Genomic DNA, 23,992 nt, shown 5'->3' with positions numbered 1-23,992 from the left:
GGAGCCGGGCTTGCCCGCGATGGCGGCGTGTCAGGCACCGAATCAATTGCAGCTAAACCGCCATCGCAGAGGTGCGGCGATCCGACAAGCCAATTCCCACAGGAGACCTCATCGGCTGTCAGGCCACCGGACACGCCCGATTCAGCGCTTCATCCACCAACAACTGCGCAATTTCAATCATCTGCACCACTGCCAGCACCTGCTTGCGGCCCGAGCCATCCAGATGCTCGGCACAGTCGTAAGCACACACGGTTGCGGATTCCAACATCTCGCTGGCATTGCTCAAGGCTGCGTCGATGCTTAGGCCGGGGCGGACGGTGAAGATGAGATTGGGTGAGGTTTGCGGCGTGTCATCCGACGTGGATGGCGGGGGATTTGGAGTAACTTTTTTCATGCAGTAAATCTCCATTCAGTTGGAGCTCACCCCATCCGCGACCAAGCAGAAGGGTGGCGAGCTGTACGCAGGTTGGTCGACCAGGGAATGGAAACCCGGCAGGGCCTAAGCCCTCCCACGCACAGCTCGCCATAACGCGAGCACAATAATGCCGCTTGCGCGGCCCTGTGCGCCATTCTAATCCAGGCGACCAAGCCTGATCGCTGATGAGCAGCGATTGCGAGAGGCTAGCGATGCGTTATAGCAACCGCAACCGACAGAGAAGGTAGGAAAAATCGCATATGTTGTGGTGAGCAGGGCTTTTAGTGGTGAGCGGGCTTGCCCCGCGCTGGGCTGCGAAAGTGGAAACAGCGCGCTCTGGGAGCGGTCTTCACCTTGGATATAGCGCATAGGCAAAATGCCCGTATCTTGCGATACGGGCATTTTCTTTAACCTGCCAGCAGATTGCTAGGTTTTCACACAGTCTGCTTCGGGTCGCCTTTTTTGTAGCATTGAAACGCTGAGCCAAATCGTTGGTGCACTCATGTGGACGCATAACCAGGATTTTCGCAGCGGGGGTTACGCGGGCGCTGTTTGAGGGGCTTTCAATGTGCGTCGAGCGACGACGATTGCCAGCACCGCCAAGCTGAATGTTGCCCAGGCCATCAGGTGGGTACCGCCTTCAAATGCTCGTATGGCATTGTCCATGACTTCACTGGCCTGATCGTGCGCCAGTGTTGCCGATATCGCATGGGCACCTGCCAATGTTTCGCTTGCCAGGTGCATTTGCACGGGCGTCAGGAAGTCCGGTAACTGCAGCGTGCCACGGTAGTAAGCCGTCACCAGGCCACCGAGAAGCGTAGTGCCGAGTACTACACCGACTTCATAGGCTGTCTCGCTGATGGCTGACGCTGCGCCTGCCTTGGTGGAAGGGACTGCGGACAGAATTACATCGTTAGAGACAGTCGCAATGGCGCCGACGCCGATATTGAGTAATGCAAATGCTGCCACTAACACCGTCAGGCTGCTGCCGAGGCCTGCGACCAACAAAAACGCGCCAGCAGTAAAGGCCAGCAGGATGGGAATCAGGACATTGACCGAAACGCGCTGGGCGACTGGGACTATGAGGATACCCACCGCAATCGCCATGAGCTGGCCCGGTATCAGCGCGATGCTGGCGCTCAGTGGGGACATGCGCAATGCGATTTGCAAGAATTGGGTGGAAAAGAAAACAAAGCCGATCAGGAAGGCCAAACTCATCAGATTGATGGTCACCGACCCGCTGAACGTCTTGTTGCGAAACAGGCTCAGGTCCATCAAAGGTATCGGAAGGCGTAATTGGCGGCGTACGAATTGCCAGCCGATAACAATTGCAACGCCGAAGACCGCCAGCGCCAATGCATCCGGACCATCGCTGGCGATATGCTTGATGCTGTATACCAGAGCGCTGAGGGCTATCATGGATTGCACCGTGCTGATGATATCCATCGGCCCCGACGCATCCGGCTCGGACTCAGGTAACAGCCATGGTCCGAGGACCAACAAAGGCACCAGCACCGGAACTGCCAGTAGAAAGATTGAGCCCCAGCTGAAGAACTCCAGCAGTACGCCGCCGACTAAAGGCCCAAGCGCAGAACCGACCGTCAAGGTCGTTGCCCAGATCGCAACCGCCAGGCGACGCTCTTCCCGGTCCTCGAAGACTGAACGGATCAACGCCAATGTTGACGGCATCAACATAGCCCCGAAGATGCCCATGCAGGCTCGTCCCACGATCAGTTGTGGGGCCGTGCTGGAGTAAGCTGTCATCACGGATACGACGGTAAAGCCCAATGAGCCGATCAGTAGCAGTTTTCGATGGCCTTTGCGATCGCCTAGGCTACCCATGGAAATGAGCAATCCTGCCAGCACCAGTGAATAGGCATCAATCATCCACAGCTGCTGGCTGGCACTCGGATGCAAGGCCTCAGAGATTTTTGGCAGGGCGAAACCCAGTACGGTGTTATCCACGGTCACCAGTAAGACCGGCAGCATCAATATCGCTAGAGCCAACCACCGGCTGGACCTTGGTTGTCGTTTTACTTCATCAGCCGCTACAGACATCACCGGCTCCTTCTTGAGAGAATTCATGGGGCACACATTGCGTGTTGTGTAAAAAACGCCTCACCATTCCTTGGCGAGGCCTTTTTTTAATTCAGCAGGGAAAACAGATGCTGGCAGTCCACTGCACCTGCATTCAAGCGTTTGCCCAAGGCCGTTGAAACAGACTGCAAGTCGCTTTTGAAACGCTCATAGTCCTGCTCAACGATGTTTTCCTGCAGGCGCTCCAGCCCATGTACCAGCGCATCACGCTGAGCGGTTGCCTGGTCATTTTCCAGTTGTATGTCCCAATAAACCTCTGGCGGGTTAACCAATATCCGCGAAAGCAGCGCCATCATGGTACGCATGGGGGGCGGCATTACTTCCGCTACGATGTCCATGTCCACGGAGGATTTGGCCAGGGCCATGCCGAATCCGAGAATGGCTGCGTGCGGTAACGCCTGACAAAGGGCCATCAGTTCGTCATGAGCGGAGGGTGTCATTCGGCGGATCTTCATCCCGGCCTCCATCAAGTGCCGTTCGATGAAGGTCTGTGCGGCTTGGGTGTCTTCCACGCAGACCGCCACCGAGCGCCCCTGGACGGACAATTTGGGCGAGAACATCGGATTTACGCCAACAAACGGCTGCCGCGGCGCTGCGGCTTTCAGCGCTTTGTAAAAGGGCCCCTGTACCGAGCAGGTCGGTATGAGCACCACCTCTGAGGACAGAAACGTGGTGACCCAGGGAATAGCGCTGACCGCGACGCTTTCAGGCAGGGCGAAAACCACGGCCGTGGCGTTGCGAAAAACGGCGCCTGTATCATTGAATGGCTTGGTCACATCCATTTCGTGATATTCACACTCGAACTCCGCAGGGCGGCGATCCACGACGCGCACGAAGTACCCGTATTGTTTGAGAATACGACTGATCATCGAGCCTATGAGGCCGGCGCCTCCCAATACGACGACTGTATTGGTATTCATTTTTCGCTCCCTGCGTAAAAACTGTAATAAGGCACGCTGGCTTTGACCAGCGTCTCTTCAAGCTCTTCATTCGGGTCGGAGTGGGCGACGATTGCGCCACCGATACCGAATTCAGCCTGTTGTTTGTGCAATACAGCTGTGCGAATAACGATGCTCAGTTCCGCACTGCCACTGAACGAGATCCACCCAAGTGCACCTGAGTAAACACCGCGTGCGCAGGTCTCCAATCCATCGATAATTTCCATCGTGCGCTTTTTGGGGGCGCCGGTCATTGAGCCTCCAGGAAAGCAAGCCCTGATGGCTTCCATTGTCGAGATGTCGTTGCGTAAATGTCCACGTACCGTAGAGACCAGCTGGTGCACCGAGGAAAAACTTTCCACCGCGAAAATATGCGGCACATGCACGCTGCCTGAACGGCAAACCTGGTTTAAATCATGACGTACCAGATCGACAATCATCAGGTTCTCGGCGCGGTCCTTGGTTGAGGCTTGCAAGTCGCTTCGCAAGCGCTGATCTTCACTAGGATCCTTGCTCCGTGCACGAGTGCCCTTAATGGGGCGGGATTCGATCAGGCCGCCTTCATCAATTCTCAGAAAGGTCTCGGGCGAGGCGCTGAGTACGGAAAAGCTATCGAAACAAAGGTAGGCGCCGTAGGGCACAGGGCTCGCTTCGCGCATTCTTCGATAGGCCGCGAGTGGCTCGCCGCTATAGCTCATCCTCGCTCGGTTAGTCAGGCATATTTCGTAAGATTCGCCGTCGGTGATGTATTGGAGTGACTGCTTTACCTTACGGATGTAATCGTCGGGGCCATCTTCGAGTGACAGCTCAAGTTCATCCACTGCGCCCGGAACGAAGGGTCGTCTATCTGTGGCGTTGTTAAGCGTGGTCATTGAGGTCAGCAACTGGGGCCACTGCGGGCTCTGGCCTGTCGCGCTTATCATGCATTCGTAAACAGTTTGGTCATGGTGGTCGAAGACGAAAAAGTGCGGAGCGAACATAAAGCCGGCGTCTGGCTGCCCGGAGCGATAGACCTTGTTCCCCCCTGTCAGGGCTTTGAGTTCATAACCCATGTATCCGACGAAACCGCCCTTGAACTCAAATGGCAGGTATTGCGGGACTGCCACATTCACCGACTCCACAATCTGGCTGAACAGCGTAAAGAAGTCTCCCGTCACAATCCTGCTGCCTTTGGGCCCCGCCAGGGTCAGGCTTTCACTGTTGACGTCATACGTAAGGCGAATAGAGCCCTGGGCTTGGCCACTTCCCATGATTGAGTAGCGCGCGTTGGGTCTTTCGGATTTTTCGCTGTCGAGCCAAAAAGCATGGTGATCCTGGGCGTAGCGTTGTGTGAACAGCGCCAGTGGATCGAATGGACCAGGATAGGTGCGATATGCCAATTGCATATTGAGTAAGCCGCCTACCGCCCTGTAATGCTCGTTCGCCGACGCAGAAGCGTCCGGGTTTTGCGTCGCCGACGTGCGATGGTTGCCATTGTGTTCGATTGCCATGCCGATGAAGTTGCTCAGCAGCGCATGCCCATACTCGGAGTCGATGGACTCAGGATGAAATTGGACACCCCAGATCGGGCGGCTTTCGTGCTCGATTGCCATGACTACACCTTCCTCTGTCCAGGCAGTGCAGCGCAGTTCCTGAGGTAGATGGGTGCACATCAGTGAGTGGTAGCGGACCACTTCAAACTGCTCCGGCAGGTCGCGGAATAAACCGCTGCCGGAATGTGTGATTTTGCTTCGGTAGCCGTGCACCGGGGTCGGTGCGTGACCAACGGTTCCGCCAAGGAATTGGGCGATGCCCTGGTGTCCCAGGCAAATGCCGAGCAAGGGGACGGGCGAGTGAAGAATAACCTGACCGCATACGCCAAAATCCAGGTATTCCCCCGGATGTCCCGGGCCCGGTGAAAGTACTACGGCATCGTATTGTTCAATTTGCAGGTGCTCGTAGGTCACGGTGTTGGTGACGATGTCGGCGCAAATACCTGTGACCTCGTACAGGTATTGAGCGATGTTCTGAGTAAAGGAGTCAAAGTTATCGATCAACAGTATTTTCATGAACGCTGCCCCTGATTGCGGCGTCGCTGGATCAATTGCTCTTCCTGGATGCAGGTTTCTTCGATGATCAGCTTGAAAACGGACTGAACGTAATCGGGCCTCAAGCCGACTGTCGAGGACTTATCCTTGAGCTGATCCAACACTTGAACGATACGTTGCGGCTGCATCATGGGTATGTCGTGTGCAGCCTTGAGTTCGGCAATATCCATACAAACGCTCATGCGTTCGCCAAGCAGGTCGACCAGATGGTTGTTGATCCGGTCCAACTGATCACGCTGGGGTTGCAAGATGGCGGATGGAGTTGTCGGTGACATGTGCCTATGTTCTGTCATGTTCATTCCTTTGATTGGTACGGCGTGTGATGCTGGCCTGTTACTCCTCAGGCCGTGGTCATCTGTGCCGGTATTGCTTTCCATAAGCCCGCACGTGTGACTTCGTTCAAGGATGAAGCCAACTGCCGAATATCCTGATCGGTATGGCTGGCCGAGAACGCGAAACGCAGCATGGCTTTCCCCTTGGCGATGATCGGATAAAACACCGGGAACATCAGGATGCCGTTGTCCCGCAGGATCCGGCAGGCTTGTAAGCCGTCTTCTTCGGTCTCGAAAAATGCGCCCCTGACCGGCGATTGAACACCGGCGTTGAGCAGGCGATTATGTGTCAGCGAATCAAACAGGCGTACATTGTTCCACAGGCTGTTTTGCAGGCTATCGATCTCGTCGCTCAAGTGAATCCTCGCTGCCGCAACGTTGGCCGCCAGCATCGGCACCATGATGGAGTGACCGAAAACCAGCGGGTTGGCCAGCGATTGAATTGTCGGGATATCCTGCGGATCGCTCACCACCACAAACCCGCCAGCGCCACCGAATGCTTTGGAAAGAGAACCGGCCAGAATCATGTTGTGCGGCAGTTGGTTGTCCACGGCAGCAAGGGCGTAGCCAGCGCCATGAAGCCCAGCAATGGATATGCCGTGAGCATCATCCACGTACAGGTAACCTCCGGCTGTCTCCAGTTGACGGGAGAGTTGCGCGATAGGCACCAGGCCGCTCATCGAGCCGATGCCGTCGATCAGCAGAATCGGCGTTTCCTGGCGATCAACGCAGTTTTTCAAGGCGACGCTCATCGACTCCGGATCGGTCGATTGAACACGGGACACCTCGCCGAACTGCTGCAGAATGCCTCGCAATACCTGCATCGATGCGTGAGCGGTTTTGTCTATCAACCAGTGCGCGCGCTTTCTAATCGGGTAGCTCTTGAGCGAATTGCTGCCCAGCAACGGCAGTACGCCAAGGTGTACGCTGCTGGTGGAGGTGAAGACGCTGACACCGCAGCCTGTGTAGATTTCGCCGAGCAGGGATTCGAGTTGCGGCAGATACACTGGGCGCATTGCACTGCGTGATGACGACAAGTGCAGGCCGACGACTCCCAGGGCCTGGTGTGCTGCTTCAATCAGTGCAGGGTGGGTTTCCAGGCCCAGATAGGAACAGGAGACGAACTCGGTGAACGTGCCGCCCTGCGCCAGGGTAATGCGTTTGCCTTCACGGCTTGCGACGGTAAACCCGGTGAGGCCCTCCTCATAGGCGCTCTCCAGTGCGCTGGTGGTGTTGTCACGGCGAATGGTCATCCAGTCTTGTTTGGTTTGTGCATCCATTGCTCAAAAACTCCTAGGGGTGAACAGCCTTCGATAAACAGCCAACGGTCATGACTGAAGTGCCGGTGGTATCCGATGCCTGACGGTCGATCACCGTCCGGATTTCAGTCAGTTGGTGTTGTTCGAACAACTCACGAACGGCGGATGCCTGATCCTCGCCATGCTCGATTACCAGCCACCCATCAGGGGTAAGTAAGGTGGTCGCCAGTGTGATGATCTGGCGTGTCAGGTCCAGGCCGTCGGTCCCTGAATAGACGGCCGCCTTGGGATGATGGTCGCCCCATTCAGGCTGCAACTGGGCTTTCTGGGGAACATAGGGCGGGTTGGCGACAATCAGGCCCACCTGTTGCCTGAAGCGGGCAAATGCTTTGGTGTCGTAAACATCCGCCTGTGCCGCACTGACCTGTACGTTTTTGGTTGCGAGCCGGGCGATATTGCGTTTGAGGTAGTTTACGGCGACGTCTTCACGCTCCACGCAGGTGACGTCGAGGTCTGGCCTGCGACGAGCGATGGCCAACCCGATTGCGCCGCTGCCGGCGCAAAGGTCCAGAACGCAGGTTCCTGTTGCCAGTTCGGTTTCATCCAACCATTTATGAATCACCGTGCTGTGGGGACGAGGGATGAACACGCCGCTGCCGACGACCAGCGACAACTCATCGAACGCTACGGTGCCAACAATATGCCCCAACGGAATACGATTGCAGCGCTCGCTTACCGCCAGTCTGAATTCATCGAGTGCGCGTTGTTTGTCAGCACGCACGATAAAACGATCGACCAGGCTATCCAGGTCATTGTCCGGATCCCATACACCGGCCGCCTCCAACTGAACGCGGGCTTTGGCGATAGCCTCCTGCTCATGTTTGTCCAGACTCATGACCACTCCTTGTAGTACTGCGTCAGTTTCACTCGCATGGATTCGTAGAGATAGGAAAAGGCGACCAGCTCCGGAGGGGGAGTGAATGAGGGATGCAGATCATCGATCAGCTGCTGGTAATTACTCGACAGTCCTTTATCGAGGATTGGCAGCCAGTACGGTTTTACGTCCCAGCGATATTCATAGCCTGTGGCGAACATTTGCTTGACGGTTTCGCCGACCGTCAGTTCACGAGCAAGACCGGTCAGTGGCGCGCGTACTGGATGGAAGGTGCTCAAGTCCAGGCCAGTGTTCTTGACGTTGGTCAAGCAGTCGGCGACATAGGTCGCCAGCAACGGCGATTGGTGCAACCCGTCACGGTAGGTGCCGGTTGTCAGCCACAACCCCTGTATGCCGCACTCGCCGATCAGAGGGAAACCGTCAGCGGGAATTGGACGGTTGCCTACCTGAATCGAAATAACTTCGGCACTGTGCAGGTCGAGATTCAACTGGTCGACTGCGCAATCAAGCAGAAACTGCACATCTGAGATCAGCGCATGACGTTTGGGACGTTCGGAAAGGATATTGGTGGCGCCCAGGTACAGCACACCATCACCTCGTGGCACACAATGCAAACCACAAGCAAACGCACGATTAGGCGTACGGATCACTGACTCGGGTAACGCCATGCCGTCCGGCAACTTGACCAGAATGGAGACGCCATATCCGCTGAACAGGGGAGGTATTTTCTTTACAACCGTGTCGAACTCGCTGAGCAAATCCAACGATTGAACACCTGCGGCCACCACAATTTTTTTGCCCCAGAGCACTTCGCCGTTGAGCAACTCGACACCGGTCGCGACGTCACCTTCGGCCAATACCCGACGGGCGTTCTCATTGATCAAGGTGCCATTGTTGGCCAGCAGAGCCGCGTCGAGTTTTTCCAGCAGCAAGTGGGCATTTACGGAGTGTTCGTTGGGAATGAACAAGCCGCGCAGAGGGCGTACCAGATGATCTGGGGCCAACCACTCCATTGTTCTTGGATCAATGGTCTCGTACGGTTCCCCATAGGCTTGCAGTGTATGCTCGATAGCTTCGTAGTTGACGGTATCGACCTCGTCCATTCCGGCGCTGTTGAGCAAAACATGCGTGCCGCTGGCAGTGAACAGCGGGGTGGTGATACCTGATGCATCAGCCAGGCGTTCGGCCCACTCGGGCCAGAGATCCTGTGCCTGACGATCCATATTCAGTTTGAGCCGGCCATGCTCACTGGCCAAAAGGCCGCTGGTGACTTCGCCAAAACAGCCATTCATGGCGCCGGCGGCCTTGGATGCTGCGTTGCTACGGTCAGTTTCACCGACCCGGCAAACATTTAAGCCGCGTGAGCTCAGTTCATACGCGATAGAACCGCCAATGGCTCCTGCTCCTACTACAATTACGTCGAACTCCATGTTCTAGATCCCTATTTTAACTATCAGCTATAGGATGAAAACCGTTCCCATGTAGGAACGTGCTGAGCTTTTTATAGTTTGTAAGGAGGTGCGACCATCGGACATTTGTTTCATGTTGTATCGCTGTTACAAATTCACATAATCACGAAAAAAATCCCTGAACTTACGGTGGGAAATGTAGGCGCATTGGCGCAAATGCGCTCCATCCGTGGAGGGCTATTGATTGGGTTTGCAGCCTGACAGGGGGCGTATTTTGTCGGTAGGCGGACCGTGCGCGGGTTCATTCGGAACAGCGGTTACCCTCCCAGTTCCTATCTTCAGAGAGACGGACCTCATGCATCTCCACGTCATACGCCACGGCGAAACCTGGGCCAACGCCGAGCACCGCTACCTCGGCGCACTCGATCCGGAATTGACCGAGCGGGGTAGGGCACAGGCCGCCTCTCTGAGCAAGAACCTGCCCTGCGGCATCGACGTGTTGATCGTCTCCCCACGTCTGCGAGCCCAGCAAACGGTGCAGATTCTTAATCAGGCGTTGAACCTTGAACCCGTGACGATGGACAGCTTCCGCGAGCGCGATGTGGGTGTTTTCGAGGATTTTGAACTGAAGAGGCTTCCGACTGTTTCGCCCTTCGAATCTCACTGAAACACCTCCGACCCCTGTGGCGAGGGAGCTTGCTCCCGCTGGACTGCGCAGCAGTCCCGATCCCGTCACGTTCGATCCACCTGACACACCGCGCCCTTCGGTTTTGGGGCCGCTTCGCAGCCCAGCGGTAGCAAGCTCCCTCGCCACAGGGGGGGGCGGTGACATTCCAACCTTTCACAAAACCTTCATCCAGCCGACCCCCTCCAGTCATGTGCAAGTAATAGCACTGACACCTCCCGCGCCTACTGTCGTTTGAACTCAACCGCAGCCATCCCCTGGCTGTTCAAACAAGACAGAGAAGCCCATGACGTACGCTATCCATGTCGATCACTTGAACAAGACCTTTGCGAAGAAGCCTGCGTTGGTCGACCTCGAACTCACCATTGCCGCTGGTGAGATGGTCGCGCTGATTGGCGCTTCCGGTTCCGGCAAGTCCACGTTGTTGCGCCATTTGGCGGGCCTGGCCTGTTGCGACAAGAGTAACGGCGGCAGCGTCAAGGTGCTGGGCCGGGAGGTGCAGGCCAGCGGACGCTTGAATGGCAAGGTGCGGCGGTTGCGGGCGGACATCGGCTACATCTTCCAGCAGTTCAACCTGGTCAATCGCCTGAGCGTGCTCGACAACGTGCTGCTCGGGTGCCTGGGCCGCATGCCGCGCTGGCGTGGCAACCTGGGGCTGTTCAATGCCGAGGAGAAGGCGTTTGCCATGGCGTCGCTGGCGCGCGTCGGCCTGGCCGATCTGGCCGCGCAACGGGCTTCGACCTTGTCTGGCGGCCAGCAGCAGCGCGTGGCGATTGCCCGTGCGTTGACTCAGCGCGCGGAGGTGATCCTGGCCGACGAACCGATCGCGTCCCTCGACCCGGAGTCGGCGCGCAAGGTCATGGAGATCCTCGCCGACATCAACCGCCGCGACGGCAAGACCGTGGTGGTGACCCTGCATCAAGTCGATTACGCCATGCGTTACTGCCCGCGTGCCGTGGCTCTGAAAGGCGGGCGCATTCATTTCGACGGGCAGGGCAGTTCGATGAGCAGCCAGTTTCTCAACGATTTATACGGTGCCGACGTCGACACCAGCCTGATGTGTTCCGACCAAACCCGCCGTGCCGAAGCGCCCCCTCGGCTGGCCCTGGCGCGCGCTTGAAACCCTACTCACGACCCACAGGAGTCCCGTCCATGTTGAACCGTATCGGCCATGTGTTTTTGTCTGCCGTGTTGCTGGCCAGTGTCGCGCTGGGCAACGCCCACGCCGCTGACAAGGTGATCAATTTCGGCATCATGTCCACCGAGTCTTCGCAGAACCTCAAGAGCATCTGGCAGCCGTTCCTGGATGACATGCACAAGAAGACCGGCCTGACCATCAACGCCACCTTCGCCTCCGACTACGCCGGCCTGATCCAGGGCATGCGCTTCAACAAGGTCGACGTGGCCTGGCTGGGCAACAAGGCCGCGATGGAAGCGGTGGACCGTTCCAACGGCGAGATCTTCGCCCAGACCGCTGCCGCCAACGGCGCCGCCGGTTACTGGAGCGTGCTGATCGTGCGCAAGGACAGCCCGATCAACAACGTCGACGACATGCTCAAGAATGCCAAGAACCTGACCTTCGGCAACGGTGACCCGAACTCCACCTCGGGCTACCTGGTGCCGGGCTACTACGTGTTCGCCAAGAACAACGTGGACGCCGCCACGGCGTTCAAACGCACGCTGAACTCCAGCCATGAGGTCAACGCGTTGAGCGTGGCCAAGGGGCAGTTGGACGTGGCCACCTTCAACACCGAAAGCTGGGACCGCCTGGAAGTCACCCAGCCCGACAAAGCCGCGATGCTCAAGGTGATCTGGAAATCGCCGCTGATCCCGGCCGACCCGATGGTGTGGAGCAAGGCGCTGAGCGACAGCGAGAAAACCAAGATCCGCGATTTCTTTGCCAACTATGGCGACACCGATGAAGAGAAGGCGGTGCTGAAGAACATGCAGCTGGGCAAGTTCCTCGCCTCCAACGACGACCAACTGTTGCCGATCCGCCAGTTGGAGCTGTTCAAGCAGCGCACCACCATCAGCGCTGACAGCAAGCTGGACGCGGCCGACAAGGCCAAGAAACTCGCCGACATCGACGCCGACCTGGCGAAGCTGCAACAGCGCATCTCCGAGCTGGACAAGAAAACTGCGGTCAACGGCTAATCCCCCCGCCTGTATGCGGAGTGCTTTTGGGGTGAGGGGGCTTGTCCCCCTCCGGGTTCACAGCAGAGCCATTGGGGCTGCTGCGCAGCCCAGCGCGGGGCAAGCCCGCTCACCACAGAAGCCAGGCTCACCACAGAAAGCCCACTCATACACATTGATCGAGAGTGACCCATGACTACCTTGCACGCTGAAGCCGTCGGCAAACGCACGTGGCCGCAATACCTCGGCTGGGGCCTGTTTCTGGTCTTGCTCGCCTGGGCCTGGCACGGCGCGGAAATGAACCCGCTGGCGCTGTACCGCGACTCCGGAAACATGGCGACCTTCGCCGCCGACTTCTTCCCGCCGGACTTCCACGAGTGGCGCTCCTACCTCAAGGAGATGATCGTCACCGTACAAATCGCCCTCTGGGGCACGGTGTTGGCCATCGTCTGCTCGGTGCCGCTGGGCATCTTGTGCGCCGACAACATCACCCCCTGGTGGGTGCACCAACCCCTGCGCCGGGTCATGGACGCCTTCCGCTCCATCAATGAAATGGTCTTCGCGATGTTGTTCGTGGTCGCCGTCGGCCTCGGCCCTTTCGCCGGTGTATTGGCCCTGTGGATCAGCACCACCGGCGTGCTCGCCAAGCTGTTTGCCGAAGCCGTCGAAGCCATCGACCCAGGCCCGGTGGAAGGCGTACGTGCCACCGGCGCGAGCGCCCTGCAGGAAGTGATCTACGGCGTGATCCCCCAAGTGATGCCGCTGTGGGTGAGCTACGCGCTGTACCGCTTCGAAGCCAATGTCCGCTCGGCGACAGTGGTGGGCATGGTCGGTGCGGGCGGGATCGGCGTGATCCTCTGGGAAAACATCCGCGCCTTCCAGTTCGTACAAACCTGCGCGGTGTTGCTGGTGATCATCGTGGTGGTGAGCGCTATCGACGTGTTGTCCCAACGCCTGCGCAAGCAGTTCATCTGACGTCGGAGGGGTGCCCACGCGGCGCTTTTTTTTAACATGCAGTTGTCTAGACAAGATGAGCCGGTGTACCGCGAACTCGCGGATATCCTGCGCCGTGAACTGAGCAGCTATCAGGCCGGCGACTTCCTGCCCGGCGAGGTGCACATGGCCGAGCGCTTTGGCGTCAACCGCCACACCCTGCGCCGGGCCATCGACGAGCTGGTGTTCGAAGGCAGCCTGTTACGCCGCCAGGGCAAGGGCACCCAGGTGCTCGACCGCCCGCTCATCTACCCGATGGGCGCCGAGACCTCCTATAGCCAATCGTTGTCGGCCCAGGGCGTAGGGGTGGAAGCGCTGTTGCTCAAGCGCCGCTACTGCTACGCCAGCCGTGAAGAGGCGCAGCACTTAGGCATCGCCGAGATGGCGCCAATGATCGAACTGCAAACCCTGCGCAAGCTCGACCACCAGCCCGTCAGCCTGATCCGCCATCGCTACTGCGCCAGCCGCGCGCCGTTGCTGGCCGACTACACCGGCGGGTCTTTGCGCCACTACCTGCGCGAGCGTGACCTGCCGCTGACCCGCACCCACAGCCTGATCGGTGCGCGTTTGCCCAACCGTGACGAAGCCGCGCTGCTGATGATGCCCCGGCATTTGCCGGCGCTCACCGTATTCACCCTTTCCCGCGATCGCGATGGCCACCCGGTGGAGCTGGCGCAGTCCACCAGCCGTTCGGATCGCTTCCAGTACCAGGTGATGACTTGATGGAGCCTTTGATGAGCCTGTCCCCGCGTCAACACTGGATCGGCGTGCTTGCTCGCGCCCAGCTCAGTGAACTGCAGCCCCACGAAGCCGCGTTGAAGGACGCCGAATACCAACTGATCCGCGCCCCGGAAATCGGCATGACCCTGGTGCGCGGCCGCATGGGCGGCAATGGCGCGCCGTTCAACGTCGGCGAAATGAGCGTGACCCGCTGTGTGGTGCGCCTGGCCGATGGCCGCACCGGCTACAGCTACCTGGCCGGGCGCGACAAGGTCCATGCCGAGTTGGCCGCCTTGGCCGATGCCCATCTGCAAGGCACGCAACCGAGCCGCTGGCTCAGCGATTTGATCACCGCGCTGGCCAATGCCCAGGCCGCCCGCCGTGCGCAAAAAGAAGCCGATACCGCCGCCACCAAGGTCGAGTTCTTCACGCTCGTACGAGGAGAAAACTGATGAGTGCGCCACTGTTGCAGCCGGCGTTTGTTGACCCGGTCCTTGATGCCCAGCGCGGTTTTCGTGCCGCACTCAAGGCCCTCGCCGAACCCGGTTTGATCCAGCACCTGCCGTGCGCGCCACGCCTCGACGGCCTGGCGCCCGCCACCTACGCCTTGTGCCTGGCGCTCTTGGATACCGACACGCCGCTATGGCTGGCGCCGAGCTTCGACACGCCGCTGATCCGCGCCAACCTGGCCTTCCATTGCGGCTGCCCGTTGGCGTCGAAGCGCGAAGACGCGGTCTTCGCGCTGCTCGGCGAACAGGACCTGCTCGACCTCAGTGGCTTCGATCACGGCAATGACCGCTACCCCGATCAGTCCTGCACCCTGCTCGTGCAGCTCACCGACCTGGAAGGCGGTCGCGGCCTGCTGTGGCGCGGCCCCGGCATCAAGGCCCAGCGCCAGGTGCACCTGCCGGTGCCCCAAGGCTTCTGGCACGAACGTCAGCGCCGCGAAGCTTTCCCCCGCGGGCTGGACGTTGTGTTCGCTGCCGGCCACCACTTGATCGGCCTGCCACGCAGCAGCCGCATTGCACAGGAGCACGCCTGATGTACGTAGCCGTCAAAGGTGGCGAACAGGCCATCGACAATGCCCACCGCCTGCTGGCAAAAAAACGCCGTGGCGATACCGCGATTCCGGAACTGAGCGTGACGCAAATCCGCGAACAACTGCCGTTGGCCGTGGCACGGGTGATGACGGAAGGTTCGCTGTTCGACGAAGAACTCGCCGCGTTGGCGATCAAGCAAGCGGCGGGGGATCTGGTGGAAGCGATCTTCCTGCTGCGCGCCTACCGCACCACGCTGCCGCGCTTCAGCCCGAGCCTGCCGATCGACACCGCGCACATGTCGCTGAGCCGGCGTTTGTCGGCCACGTTCAAGGACGTGCCGGGCGGTCAATTGCTCGGCCCGACCTTCGATTACACCCATCGCCTGCTGGATTTTGCGCTGCTGGCCGAAGGTGAATATCCAGGGCCGCAGACCACGCCGGAGGCGACGTTGGAAGCCTGCCCACGCGTCCTCGGCCTGCTCGCCAAAGAAGGCCTGATCAAGCCCGAAGTCGACGACAACGCCACGGTCGCCGACATCACTCGCGACCCGCTGGAATACCCCGCCAGCCGTGCCGAACGCCTGCAGGCCCTGGCCCGTGGCGATGAAGGCTTCCTGTTGGCGCTGGGCTACTCGACCCAACGTGGCTACGGCCGCAATCACCCGTTTGCCGGCGAGATTCGCATCGGCGATGTGGACGTGTGGATCGATCCGCAAGAGCTGGGCTTCCCCATTTGCCTGGGCAGCATCGAAGTGACCGAGTGCGAGATGGTCAACCAGTTCGTTGGCTCGGCCACTGAGCTGGCGCAGTTCACGCGCGGGTATGGCCTGGCGTTCGGGCATGCCGAGCGCAAGGCCATGGGGATGGCGTTGGTCGACCGCTCGTTGCGCGCCGGGGAATACAACGAAGAGATCGTCTCGCCGGCCCAGCGCGAGGAGTTCGTGCTGGCGCACTGCGACAACGTCGAGGCCGCCGGTTTTGTCTCGCACCTCAAGCTACCGCACTACGTGGACTTCCAGTCCGAGCTGGAGCTGATCCGCAAACTGCGCCAACCCGCCGAGGGCTCCCGCCATGAATGACACGGCCTACAACTTCGCCTACCTCGACGAACAGACCAAACGCATGATCCGCCGCGCGTTGCTCAAGGCGGTGGCGATCCCCGGTTACCAGGTACCGTTCGGTGGCCGCGAAATGCCATTGCCGTATGGCTGGGGCACGGGCGGCATGCAACTGACCGCCGCGATCCTCGGCGCGGATGACGTGCTCAAGGTCATCGACCAGGGCGCCGATGACACCACCAACGCCGTGTCGATCCGCCGCTTTTTCGCGCGCACTGCGGGCATCGCCACCACCGAAGCCACGCCGGACGCCACGCTGATCCAGACCCGCCACCGCATCCCGGAAACACCGTTGCAGGCTGGGCAGATCATGGTTTACCAAGTGCCGATCCCCGAGCCGTTGCGCTTCATCGAACCGTCGGAAACCGAGACCCGCACCATGCACGCCCTGAATGATTACGGGGTGATGCACGTAAAGCTCTACGAAGACATCGCCACCTTCGGCCATATCGCCACCAGCTACGCCTACCCGGTGATGGTCGACGAGCGCTACGTGATGGACCCGTCGCCGATCCCCAAATTCGACAACCCGAAACTCGACATGAGCCCGGCGCTGATGCTGTTCGGCGCCGGTCGCGAAAAGCGCCTGTACGCGGTGCCGCCGTATACGCAGGTCACCAGCCTCGACTTTGAAGACCACCCGTTCGCCGTGCAGCAGTGGGAGCACAACTGCGCGATCTGTGGCAGCCATGAGTCGTTCCTCGATGAGCTGATTCTGGATGACGCCGGGACCCAGCGTTTCGTGTGCTCCGACACCTGGTATTGCGCCCAACGGGTTCTGGAGAACAACCAATGAGCCAGGTTCTTTTGACGCAAAAAGCCGACGCACCGCTACTGCAAGTGCGCGACCTGTCCCTGCTGTACGGCCCGGAGAAGGGCTGCCAGGACGTCAGCTTCGATCTGTACCCCGGCGAAGTGCTGGGCATCGTCGGCGAGTCCGGCTCGGGTAAATCCACCTTGCTCTCGTTGTTGAGCGGGCGTCTGCCACCGCAAGCGGGCAGCATTGGCTATCGCAGCAAGGACGGCGAATGGCTGGACCTCTACAGCGCCAGCGAAGCCGAGCGCCGCACCTTGCTGCGGACCGAATGGGGCTTCGTCGAGCAGAACCCTCGCGACGGCCTGCGCATGGGCGTGTCGGCGGGCGCCAATATCGGTGAGCGTCTGATGGCCCAAGGCGTGCGCAACTATGAGCAACTGCGCGGCGCCGGGTTGGACTGGTTGAGCCAGGTGGAAATCGACCCCCAGCGTATCGACGACTTGCCGCGCACCTTCTCCGGCGGCATGCAGCAGCGCCTGCAAATCGCCCGCAACCTGGTCTCCAGCCCACGCCTGGTGTTTATGGATGAGCCCACCGGCGGCCTGGATGTGTCGGTGCAAGCGCGCCTGCTCGACCTGTTGCGCGGCCTGGTGCGTGAGCTGGACCTGGCGGTGGTGATCGTCACCCACGACCTGGCCGTGGCGCGGCTGCTGGCCGACCGCCTGATGGTCATGCGCCGCTCGCGGGTGGTGGAAACCGGGCTCACCGACCAGATCCTCGACGATCCACAGCACCCTTACTCTCAACTGCTGGTGTCTTCGGTATTGCAGCCATGACAAATGCCTTGATCGAGGTCCGTGACCTCTCGAAAACCTTCACCCTGCACCAGCAGAACGGCGTGGTGCTCAACGTGTTGCGCGGCGTGGAATTCAGCGTGCAGGGCGGTGAGTGCCTGGTGCTGCATGGCGCGTCCGGTGCGGGTAAAAGCACCTTGCTGCGCACCTTGTACGGCAATTATCTAGCGGCGGGCGGCAGCATCCGCGTGCGCCATGCTGGCGAATGGCTGGAACTGGTCGGCGCCGAGCCGCGTGACATTCTCCAGGTGCGTCAACAGACCCTTGGCTATGTCAGCCAATTCCTACGGGTGATCCCGCGTGTGGCTTGCCTGGATGTGGTGATGGAGCCGGCCCTGGCGCGCGGCTGGTCCAAGGCGAATGCGCAGTCCCGCGCCGAGCACCTGCTGACCCGCCTGAACATCCCGCAGCGTCTGTGGCAGCTGGCACCCGGTACGTTCTCCGGTGGCGAGCAACAGCGCGTCAACATCGCCCGCGGTTTCATGGTGGCCTGGCCGGTGATGCTGCTGGACGAACCCACCGCGTCTTTGGACGACAACAACCGCCAGGTGGTGCTGGAACTGATGAACGAAGCCAAGGCTGAGGGCGCCGCGCTGATCGGCATCTTCCACGACCGTGCTGCCCGTGAAGCGGTCGCCGACCGCCATTTCGACATGACCCCCACGTCCGTCGCCACAGAGGAATACGCCCATGCCCGCTGAACAAATCCTCAGTAATGCCCAGATTGTCATGGCTGATCGCATGTTCCTGGGCTCGTTGGTGCTGCGCGACGGCACTATCGTCGACCTCGCCGAGGGCCGCAGCCAGCTGCCCCAGGCCCAGGACCTCGGCGGTGATTGCCTGTTGCCGGGCCTGGTGGAGTTGCACACCGACAACCTGGAAAAACACATGACCCCGCGCCCCGGCGTGGACTGGCCGTCGACCTCCGCGGTGCTCAGCCATGATGCGCAGATCATCGCGGCGGGCATCACCACGGTGTTCGACGCGGTGTCCATAGGCGACGTGAACCCCAAGGGCAACCGCATGAAAAAGCTGCCGGCGATGCTCGAGGCCATTGCCCAGGCGGAAGGTGCCGGCCTGACTCGCGCCGAGCACCACCTGCACCTGCGTTGCGAGCTGTGCCACCCGGATACCCTCAGCGTGTTCCGCGACCTGGTGGAAAACCCGTTGGTGCGGCTGGTGTCGGTGATGGACCATTCGCCGGGCCAGCGCCAGTTCGTGCTCGAATCCAAATACCGTGAGTACTACATGGGCAAGTACCACCTGAACGACGAGACCATGGACGCGTTCATCGTGCTGCAAAAAGCCAACTCCCTGGCCTACAGCGATCGCTATCGCGCGGCCATCGTCGAGCATTGCCTGGCGCGTGGCCTGTCGGTGGCCAGCCACGACGACGCGACACTGGCCCACGTGGAAGAGTCGGCGCGCTACGGCATGACCATCGCCGAATTCCCCACCACCCTGGAAGCCGCGAAGGGCTGCCAGGCGCTGAACATGAAAGTCTTGATGGGCGCGCCGAACGTGGTGCGCGGTGGGTCGCACTCGGGTAATGTGGCCGCGGCGGGCCTGGCGGCCGAGGGGTTGCTGGATATACTTTCCAGTGACTACTACCCGGCGAGCCTGTTGCAGGCTGCGTTTGTGCTGGCTGACCAGCAGGACGGTGGCGACCTGTCGCGGGCGGTCAAGATGATCAGCCTGGCGCCCGCGCAAGCGGCAGGCCTGAAGGATCGCGGTGAAATTGCCATTGGCCTGCGCGCCGACCTGGTCCAAGCCCGCAGCCGCCAAGGGCTTCCTGTAGTGCAACAAGTATGGCGACAAGCGAAGAGGGTGTTTTGATGGCAGGCAGGTTGATCTATCTCATCGGGCCCTCCGGCTCGGGCAAGGACAGCCTGCTGGATGCCGCACGCCCCCGTTTGGCCGAGCGCGGTTGCCGCATCGTGCGCCGCGTCATCACCCGCTCGGCGGAAGCGGTGGGTGAAGCGGCGCAGGGGGTGAGCCCGGAGCAGTTTGCCACGATGCAGGCCGAGGGCGCGTTTGCCCTCAGCTGGCAGGCGAATGGCTTGTCCTACGGCATTCCCAGGGAAATCGACGACTGGCTGGCGGCGGGTGACGACGTGCTGGTCAACGGCTCCCGCGCGCACCTGGCGCAGACGCGCGAACGTTACCCTACGTTGCTGGTGTTGCTGCTGACGGTTGACCAGGCCGTGTTACGCCAACGCTTGATCGCACGAGGGCGTGAGGCGTTGGCGGACATTGAAGCGCGCCTGGCGCGCAATGCGCGCTTCACGGCCGACTTGATCGCCGGTCATGGCGCGGGGTTGTTTGTCCTGGACAATTCCGGGCCGCTGGCACATACCGTCGAACGCCTGCTGTGCTGCCTGGACCACGGGCACTCGGCATGCGCCTGACCTTGCTTGGCACCGGTGACGCGCGGCAAGTCCCGGTGTATGGCTGCGAGTGCCCCGCGTGCGGTTTGGCGCGCAGCGATGCCAGCCTGCGCCGCCGACCTTGCAGTGCGCTGATCGAATGCGCCGACCAGCGCTGGTTGATCGACAGCGGCTTGCCCGACCTCACCGAACGCTTCCCGCCGCGCAGTTTCAACGGGATTCTGCAAACCCACTACCACGCCGATCATGCCCAGGGCCTGCTGCACCTGCGCTGGGGCCAAGGGCTGGTGATCCCGGTGCATGGGCCGGCGGATCCGGAGGGTTTATCCGACCTCTACAAGCATCCGGGTATCCTGGATTTCAGCCAGCCATTCAGCGAATTCGAAACCCGGCAGTTTGGCCCACTCAGCGTCACCGCGTTGCCGTTGCAGCATTCCAAGCCGACCCTGGGTTACCTGCTGGAAGGCGAGGGGCGGCGCATCGCCTACCTCACCGACACCGTCGGCCAGCCACCGGCGACCCTGGCCTGGCTGCAACGTGAACCGCTGGACGTGCTGGTACTGGATTGCTCCATGCCGCCGCAACCGCAGGCACCGCGCAATCACAATGACCTGACGCTGGCGTTGCAGAGCATCGAGGACACAGGGGCTCAGTTGGGTGTGTTGACCCATGTGGGGCATACGCTGGATGCGTGGTTGCTGGAGCACCGCCGTGAGTTGCCGCGGCATGTTTCCATTGGTTGGGATGGGCGCGTGCTTTGAGGTGGAACTGGCTTCCACCTCTGATCCAAATTGTCAGGGCGATGGGGTTTCAGCCAGCAACTGCTCTACATACTCCACAAACGCCCGTGCCTTGGCACTCGCCATTCTGCCCGTGGCGTACACGGCCCATAAATCCCGCGCGGGTAACGTCCAATCGGCCAGCACGGTCTTCACTTCGCCACTGGCCAGCTCCGGCGCGAACATCCAGGTAGACGACAACGTCAGCCCCAAATGGCTCAACACCGCCGCACGTACACCCTCAGCCGCGGTGACGCGCACGCGCCCATGGGCGACGATGGGGTATTCCTGGTCGCCTTGGGTAAAGCACCAGTGCGAGCCTTCGCCACGGGTGTAGATGATGGCTTGGTGTTGCAGCACATCCGCCGGTGTGGCGGGCTCGCCGAAGCGTTCGAAGTAGGCCGGGGTGCCCAGGATGACGCAGGGCGATTCACCGATCTTGCGCGCCGTTAGGCTTGAGTCATTCAGGTTGCCCATGCGCAGGGCGACATCGATGCCTTCTTCGATCAGGTTGAGGCTACGGTCGTCGAGCACAACGTCCACATTCAACTCGGGGAACTGCGTCAGGAAGGGGCCCAGGTGAGGAATGATGTGCATCCGGGCGAAGGTTACCGGAGCGCTGATGCGCAAGGTGCCGGTGAGCCCCGCCCCCGCGCCGCGTGCAGCGTCGTCAGCGGCGTTGGCTTCATCAATGGCGCGCTTGGCCTTCTCGAAAAACACCAGGCCTGCTTCGGTGGGCGTCAGGCCCCGCGTGGAGCGCAGCACCAACCGCACGGCCAGGCGCGTTTCCAATTGCGCAATGCTTTTGGAGACGGCGGGCTGACCGATGCCCAGGCGTTTGGCGGCAGCGGAGAAGGAGCCCGTTTCGATCACGTGGACGAAGGTTTCCATAGCGGTGAGACGGTCCATCGGCTGTTCCTGCTTGGCGTGGCGGCGCTCAAGCCTAAGGCGATGGACGACGGCTGTCATGCGTTTCCCGCCCTGAGCAGGCGGGTTTTCAATATTCAGTAAAACAGCCGTCAGTCAGGGATGGGTATTCTGTGCTTGAGTAAAGATAACTCTAGGGTTGTTTTTATTCAGGCCAAGCCAAGGAGGCTGGGGGGCAAAGCAGGTTATTGATCAAGGAACTGCAAGCGGCAGGTTGGGTAGTGGATCGGGTCACCGGCAGTCATCACATTTTTACCCATCGCTATAACCCGTACACCCTCCCGGTGCCGCATCCCAAGAAGGACCTGCCGCTGGGCACCGTCAGAAGCATCAGGAAACGCGCCGGTTTGTTTCAGTTTTAAGGAGAGCATTCATGCAATACCCAATCTGTATCGAATGGGGCGATGACTTCACCGCCACCGGTATCCAGATCCCCGATATCCCAGGCGCAGTCACCGCCGGGGACAGTTTTGAAGAGGCCTACAACGCCGCCGTGGAAGTCGCGCACATCATGCTGCAAGCCATCGCCGCAGAGGGCGGGGTGATTCCGATGCCAACGTCGGTGGCCCATCATCACGCGAACGAAGACTACGCCGAAATGGGCTGGGGCATGTTGGAGCTGGACGTCACGCCCTACTTGGGCAAGACCGAGAAGGTCAATGTGACCTTGCCCGGTTATGTCATCCAGCGTATTGACCGTTATGTGCGCGAGCACAAGGTCAAAAGCCGTTCTTCATTCCTGGCCGATGCCGCGCTTGAGAAATTGGTGCGGTCCTGACGGGGGCGCCCACTGCGGCCACCGGCGCCGTTTTGGATGCCTTGAAGAACGTTGAACAGGTATGTCCTCACCCTTCGGAAAACCGCGTACTTGAACAACACCTGTTTTTTTAGATCTTGTTTTTTTCCTGCAAAAACAACGTGATGCCGTTCAGGTTGTTGTGTTGTCGAGTGTTTAAATTGCAAATGAATGCTTAGTTATATCGCCGCGTATGTCGAACCGCGCAAGTGTTGCGGTTAGAACCACATCTACGTTGGTGTCCAGTTTTTCAGCGTGCGAGCGTATCTCCAGAACGGCGGGTCAACGGTCGGTTGGCCGGCGTTCTGGGTTACTCGAACGCCGAATTGGCTTGATTCGGCTCTTTTTATTCACACTGAAGGCGCCGCACAATGAATAACTATGACCTGCGCAGTATGAGTCCTCTTAATAACCTGCCGGTATCGGACCCCGGCCCGTTTGGTGCGGGGGCTGGAAATAAGCCCGCTTACACAACGGACCAGGCAGCCAAACAACTCTCGCGGGAAAACCTGCGCTTTCATGACCGTAATGATGATTCGACCGTCGATGTGCATTACACGGTAGACAACAGTTTCACTCAACCGCAGCAGCAACGCGTCCGCCAGGCGCTGCAGTCTTGGCAGGATGTTGCCAATATCAACTTTCGCGAGCAGTCAGGCGACTCGGACGGCACGCTCAACGTGCGCAACAATCCACGCAGCGATCGTGGTGTCGCGACCTCTCCGAACCGTACCACGCCTCACACCACGGCCACGCTTGGCACACAGGGCGGGAACAGCTCAGCCGCATTGGGCAGTCACTTTTCGCTGACTGCCATTCATGAGATAGGCCACGCCATCGGTCTGCATCATCCGGGTGACTACAACGGCGGTAACCCCAATTACCAGACTGGCGCGACCTACGCAGGGGATACGCATGCGCGCACTGTCATGAGTTACTTTTCGGAGAAAAATCAGAAGGGCCATGACTTCAAGAACCAGAGCCCGTCCGCGCCGATGATGGACGATATCGCCGCGGCACAACGCCTGTACGGTGCCAACCATCAAACCCGTAACACCGACACCACCTATGGCTTCAATTCCAATACCGAAAGGGAGGCGTTTAGCCTCAAAAGCGCCACGGACAAACCGGTCTTCTGTGTGTGGGACGGCGGGGGGATCGACACGATGGATTTCTCCGGGTTTGCCCAGGACCAGAACATCGACCTGAACGCCGAATCGTTTTCCGATGTGGGCGGGTTGAAGGGCAATGTGTCGATTGCCAAGGGCTGCACGATTGAAAATGCAATGGGCGGCGCCGGCCGGGACACGCTCTCGGGGAATGATGCCGCTAATCGGCTCAAGGGTGGTGGGGGGGCTGATACCCTGAGAGG

The 23,992-nt window shown here is 60.0% G+C and carries 26 protein-coding genes; 17 read left to right on the top strand and 9 right to left on the bottom strand.

From position 1 onward, the window contains the following. Positions 1-118 precede the first annotated feature (118 nt). The 8 genes from K7431_RS25940 to K7431_RS25905 all read right to left on the bottom strand — a co-directional run bounded on the left by K7431_RS25940 (position 119) and on the right by K7431_RS25905 (position 9,453). Positions 119-394, bottom strand: a complete 276-nt coding sequence (locus tag K7431_RS25940) for a DUF6124 family protein (protein WP_043205017.1) — start codon at positions 392-394, stop codon at positions 119-121. Positions 395-952: 558 nt separating this feature from the next. Then, positions 953-2,500: an MFS transporter gene (locus K7431_RS25935; RefSeq protein WP_224265908.1), complete on the bottom strand. Its 1,548-nt coding sequence runs from the start codon at positions 2,498-2,500 to the stop codon at positions 953-955. Between the two features lie 59 nt (positions 2,501-2,559). Next, the gene (locus K7431_RS25930) at positions 2,560-3,432 is read right to left on the bottom strand and encodes a prephenate dehydrogenase dimerization domain-containing protein (protein ID WP_012723043.1); all 873 of its coding nucleotides are present in this window, start codon (positions 3,430-3,432) and stop codon (positions 2,560-2,562) included. After that, the gene (pabB, locus tag K7431_RS25925) at positions 3,429-5,498 is read right to left on the bottom strand and encodes an aminodeoxychorismate synthase component I (RefSeq protein WP_012723044.1); all 2,070 of its coding nucleotides are present in this window, start codon (positions 5,496-5,498) and stop codon (positions 3,429-3,431) included. Before pabB ends, K7431_RS25930 begins: the two co-directional genes overlap by 4 nt. Then, on the bottom strand, positions 5,495-5,914 hold the full coding sequence (locus K7431_RS25920; protein ID WP_198409083.1) for a chorismate mutase: 420 nt from the start codon (positions 5,912-5,914) through the stop codon (positions 5,495-5,497). The genes pabB and K7431_RS25920 overlap by 4 nt, the downstream gene beginning before the upstream one ends. After that, positions 5,878-7,149 carry an 8-amino-7-oxononanoate synthase family protein gene (locus K7431_RS25915; RefSeq protein WP_012723046.1) on the bottom strand — a complete coding sequence of 424 codons (1,272 nt, stop codon included), beginning with the start codon at positions 7,147-7,149 and terminating at the stop codon, positions 5,878-5,880. The genes K7431_RS25920 and K7431_RS25915 overlap by 37 nt, the downstream gene beginning before the upstream one ends. Positions 7,150-7,162: 13 nt before the next feature. Further along, complete coding sequence (locus tag K7431_RS25910; protein ID WP_012723047.1) at positions 7,163-8,023, bottom strand: HemK/PrmC family methyltransferase; 861 nt, start codon at positions 8,021-8,023, stop codon at positions 7,163-7,165. Beyond that, on the bottom strand, positions 8,020-9,453 hold the full coding sequence (locus K7431_RS25905; RefSeq protein WP_012723048.1) for an NAD(P)/FAD-dependent oxidoreductase: 1,434 nt from the start codon (positions 9,451-9,453) through the stop codon (positions 8,020-8,022). The genes K7431_RS25910 and K7431_RS25905 overlap by 4 nt, the downstream gene beginning before the upstream one ends. Before the next feature lie 334 nt (positions 9,454-9,787). Between K7431_RS25905 and K7431_RS25900 the strand changes: the two genes are divergently transcribed. The 14 genes from K7431_RS25900 (at position 9,788) to phnP (ending at position 20,879) form a co-directional block, all read left to right on the top strand. After that, entirely contained in the window at positions 9,788-10,099 is a 312-nt protein-coding gene (locus tag K7431_RS25900) for a histidine phosphatase family protein (RefSeq protein WP_224265907.1), read from the top strand. Positions 10,100-10,403: 304 nt separating this feature from the next. Next, positions 10,404-11,237, top strand: a complete 834-nt coding sequence (gene phnC, locus K7431_RS25895; RefSeq protein ID WP_012723049.1) for a phosphonate ABC transporter ATP-binding protein — start codon at positions 10,404-10,406, stop codon at positions 11,235-11,237. Between the two features lie 32 nt (positions 11,238-11,269). Further along, on the top strand, positions 11,270-12,271 hold the full coding sequence (gene phnD / locus K7431_RS25890) for a phosphonate ABC transporter substrate-binding protein (RefSeq protein ID WP_012723050.1): 1,002 nt from the start codon (positions 11,270-11,272) through the stop codon (positions 12,269-12,271). Positions 12,272-12,442: 171 nt separating this feature from the next. Beyond that, complete coding sequence (gene phnE / locus K7431_RS25885; RefSeq protein ID WP_012723051.1) at positions 12,443-13,225, top strand: phosphonate ABC transporter, permease protein PhnE; 783 nt, start codon at positions 12,443-12,445, stop codon at positions 13,223-13,225. A 36-nt stretch (positions 13,226-13,261) separates the two neighbouring features. Beyond that, the gene (phnF, locus tag K7431_RS25880; RefSeq protein ID WP_012723052.1) at positions 13,262-13,966 is read left to right on the top strand and encodes a phosphonate metabolism transcriptional regulator PhnF; all 705 of its coding nucleotides are present in this window, start codon (positions 13,262-13,264) and stop codon (positions 13,964-13,966) included. A gap of 11 nt (positions 13,967-13,977) precedes the next feature. Further along, a complete protein-coding gene (gene phnG / locus K7431_RS25875; RefSeq protein WP_043205020.1) occupies positions 13,978-14,415 on the top strand; it encodes a phosphonate C-P lyase system protein PhnG in 438 nt (145 codons plus the stop codon). Continuing rightward, positions 14,415-15,005 carry a phosphonate C-P lyase system protein PhnH gene (phnH, locus tag K7431_RS25870; protein WP_012723054.1) on the top strand — a complete coding sequence of 197 codons (591 nt, stop codon included), beginning with the start codon at positions 14,415-14,417 and terminating at the stop codon, positions 15,003-15,005. The genes phnG and phnH overlap by 1 nt, the downstream gene beginning before the upstream one ends. Then, positions 15,005-16,081, top strand: a complete 1,077-nt coding sequence (locus tag K7431_RS25865; protein WP_012723055.1) for a carbon-phosphorus lyase complex subunit PhnI — start codon at positions 15,005-15,007, stop codon at positions 16,079-16,081. The genes phnH and K7431_RS25865 overlap by 1 nt, the downstream gene beginning before the upstream one ends. After that, positions 16,074-16,916: an alpha-D-ribose 1-methylphosphonate 5-phosphate C-P-lyase PhnJ gene (locus K7431_RS25860; RefSeq protein WP_012723056.1), complete on the top strand. Its 843-nt coding sequence runs from the start codon at positions 16,074-16,076 to the stop codon at positions 16,914-16,916. The genes K7431_RS25865 and K7431_RS25860 overlap by 8 nt, the downstream gene beginning before the upstream one ends. Continuing rightward, positions 16,913-17,713, top strand: coding sequence for a phosphonate C-P lyase system protein PhnK (gene phnK / locus K7431_RS25855; RefSeq protein ID WP_012723057.1), 801 nt, complete (start codon positions 16,913-16,915; stop codon positions 17,711-17,713). Before K7431_RS25860 ends, phnK begins: the two co-directional genes overlap by 4 nt. Then, positions 17,710-18,432, top strand: a complete 723-nt coding sequence (phnL, locus tag K7431_RS25850; RefSeq protein WP_012723058.1) for a phosphonate C-P lyase system protein PhnL — start codon at positions 17,710-17,712, stop codon at positions 18,430-18,432. Before phnK ends, phnL begins: the two co-directional genes overlap by 4 nt. Next, positions 18,422-19,567, top strand: coding sequence for an alpha-D-ribose 1-methylphosphonate 5-triphosphate diphosphatase (locus K7431_RS25845; RefSeq protein ID WP_012723059.1), 1,146 nt, complete (start codon positions 18,422-18,424; stop codon positions 19,565-19,567). Before phnL ends, K7431_RS25845 begins: the two co-directional genes overlap by 11 nt. Continuing rightward, complete coding sequence (gene phnN / locus K7431_RS25840; RefSeq protein WP_012723060.1) at positions 19,567-20,139, top strand: phosphonate metabolism protein/1,5-bisphosphokinase (PRPP-forming) PhnN; 573 nt, start codon at positions 19,567-19,569, stop codon at positions 20,137-20,139. The genes K7431_RS25845 and phnN overlap by 1 nt, the downstream gene beginning before the upstream one ends. Then, positions 20,130-20,879, top strand: coding sequence for a phosphonate metabolism protein PhnP (gene phnP / locus K7431_RS25835; RefSeq protein WP_012723061.1), 750 nt, complete (start codon positions 20,130-20,132; stop codon positions 20,877-20,879). The genes phnN and phnP overlap by 10 nt, the downstream gene beginning before the upstream one ends. A gap of 33 nt (positions 20,880-20,912) precedes the next feature. On the opposite strand, the gene K7431_RS25830 is transcribed toward phnP, so the two are convergent. Beyond that, complete coding sequence (locus K7431_RS25830) at positions 20,913-21,806, bottom strand: LysR family transcriptional regulator (RefSeq protein WP_012723062.1); 894 nt, start codon at positions 21,804-21,806, stop codon at positions 20,913-20,915. A gap of 206 nt (positions 21,807-22,012) precedes the next feature. Between K7431_RS25830 and K7431_RS25825 the strand changes: the two genes are divergently transcribed. The 3 genes from K7431_RS25825 to K7431_RS25815 form a co-directional block, all read left to right on the top strand. Further along, positions 22,013-22,186 (top strand): type II toxin-antitoxin system HicA family toxin, encoded by a 174-nt coding sequence (locus K7431_RS25825; protein ID WP_012723063.1) that lies wholly within the window; start codon positions 22,013-22,015, stop codon positions 22,184-22,186. 11 nt (positions 22,187-22,197) lie between these two features. Further along, positions 22,198-22,602 (top strand): type II toxin-antitoxin system HicB family antitoxin, encoded by a 405-nt coding sequence (locus K7431_RS25820; RefSeq protein ID WP_012723064.1) that lies wholly within the window; start codon positions 22,198-22,200, stop codon positions 22,600-22,602. A 389-nt stretch (positions 22,603-22,991) separates the two neighbouring features. After that, positions 22,992-23,992, top strand: a 1,001-nt coding sequence (locus K7431_RS25815; protein ID WP_224316753.1) for a M10 family metallopeptidase C-terminal domain-containing protein, incomplete at its 3' end; no start/stop codon positions are given.

It is taken from the genome of Pseudomonas fluorescens group sp. (assembly GCF_020093335.1).
Classification (GTDB): domain Bacteria; phylum Pseudomonadota; class Gammaproteobacteria; order Pseudomonadales; family Pseudomonadaceae; genus Aquipseudomonas; species Aquipseudomonas petroselini.
The sequence above is the reverse complement of the archived record's forward strand: the minus strand, read 5'-3'. Positions and strand labels throughout refer to the sequence as shown.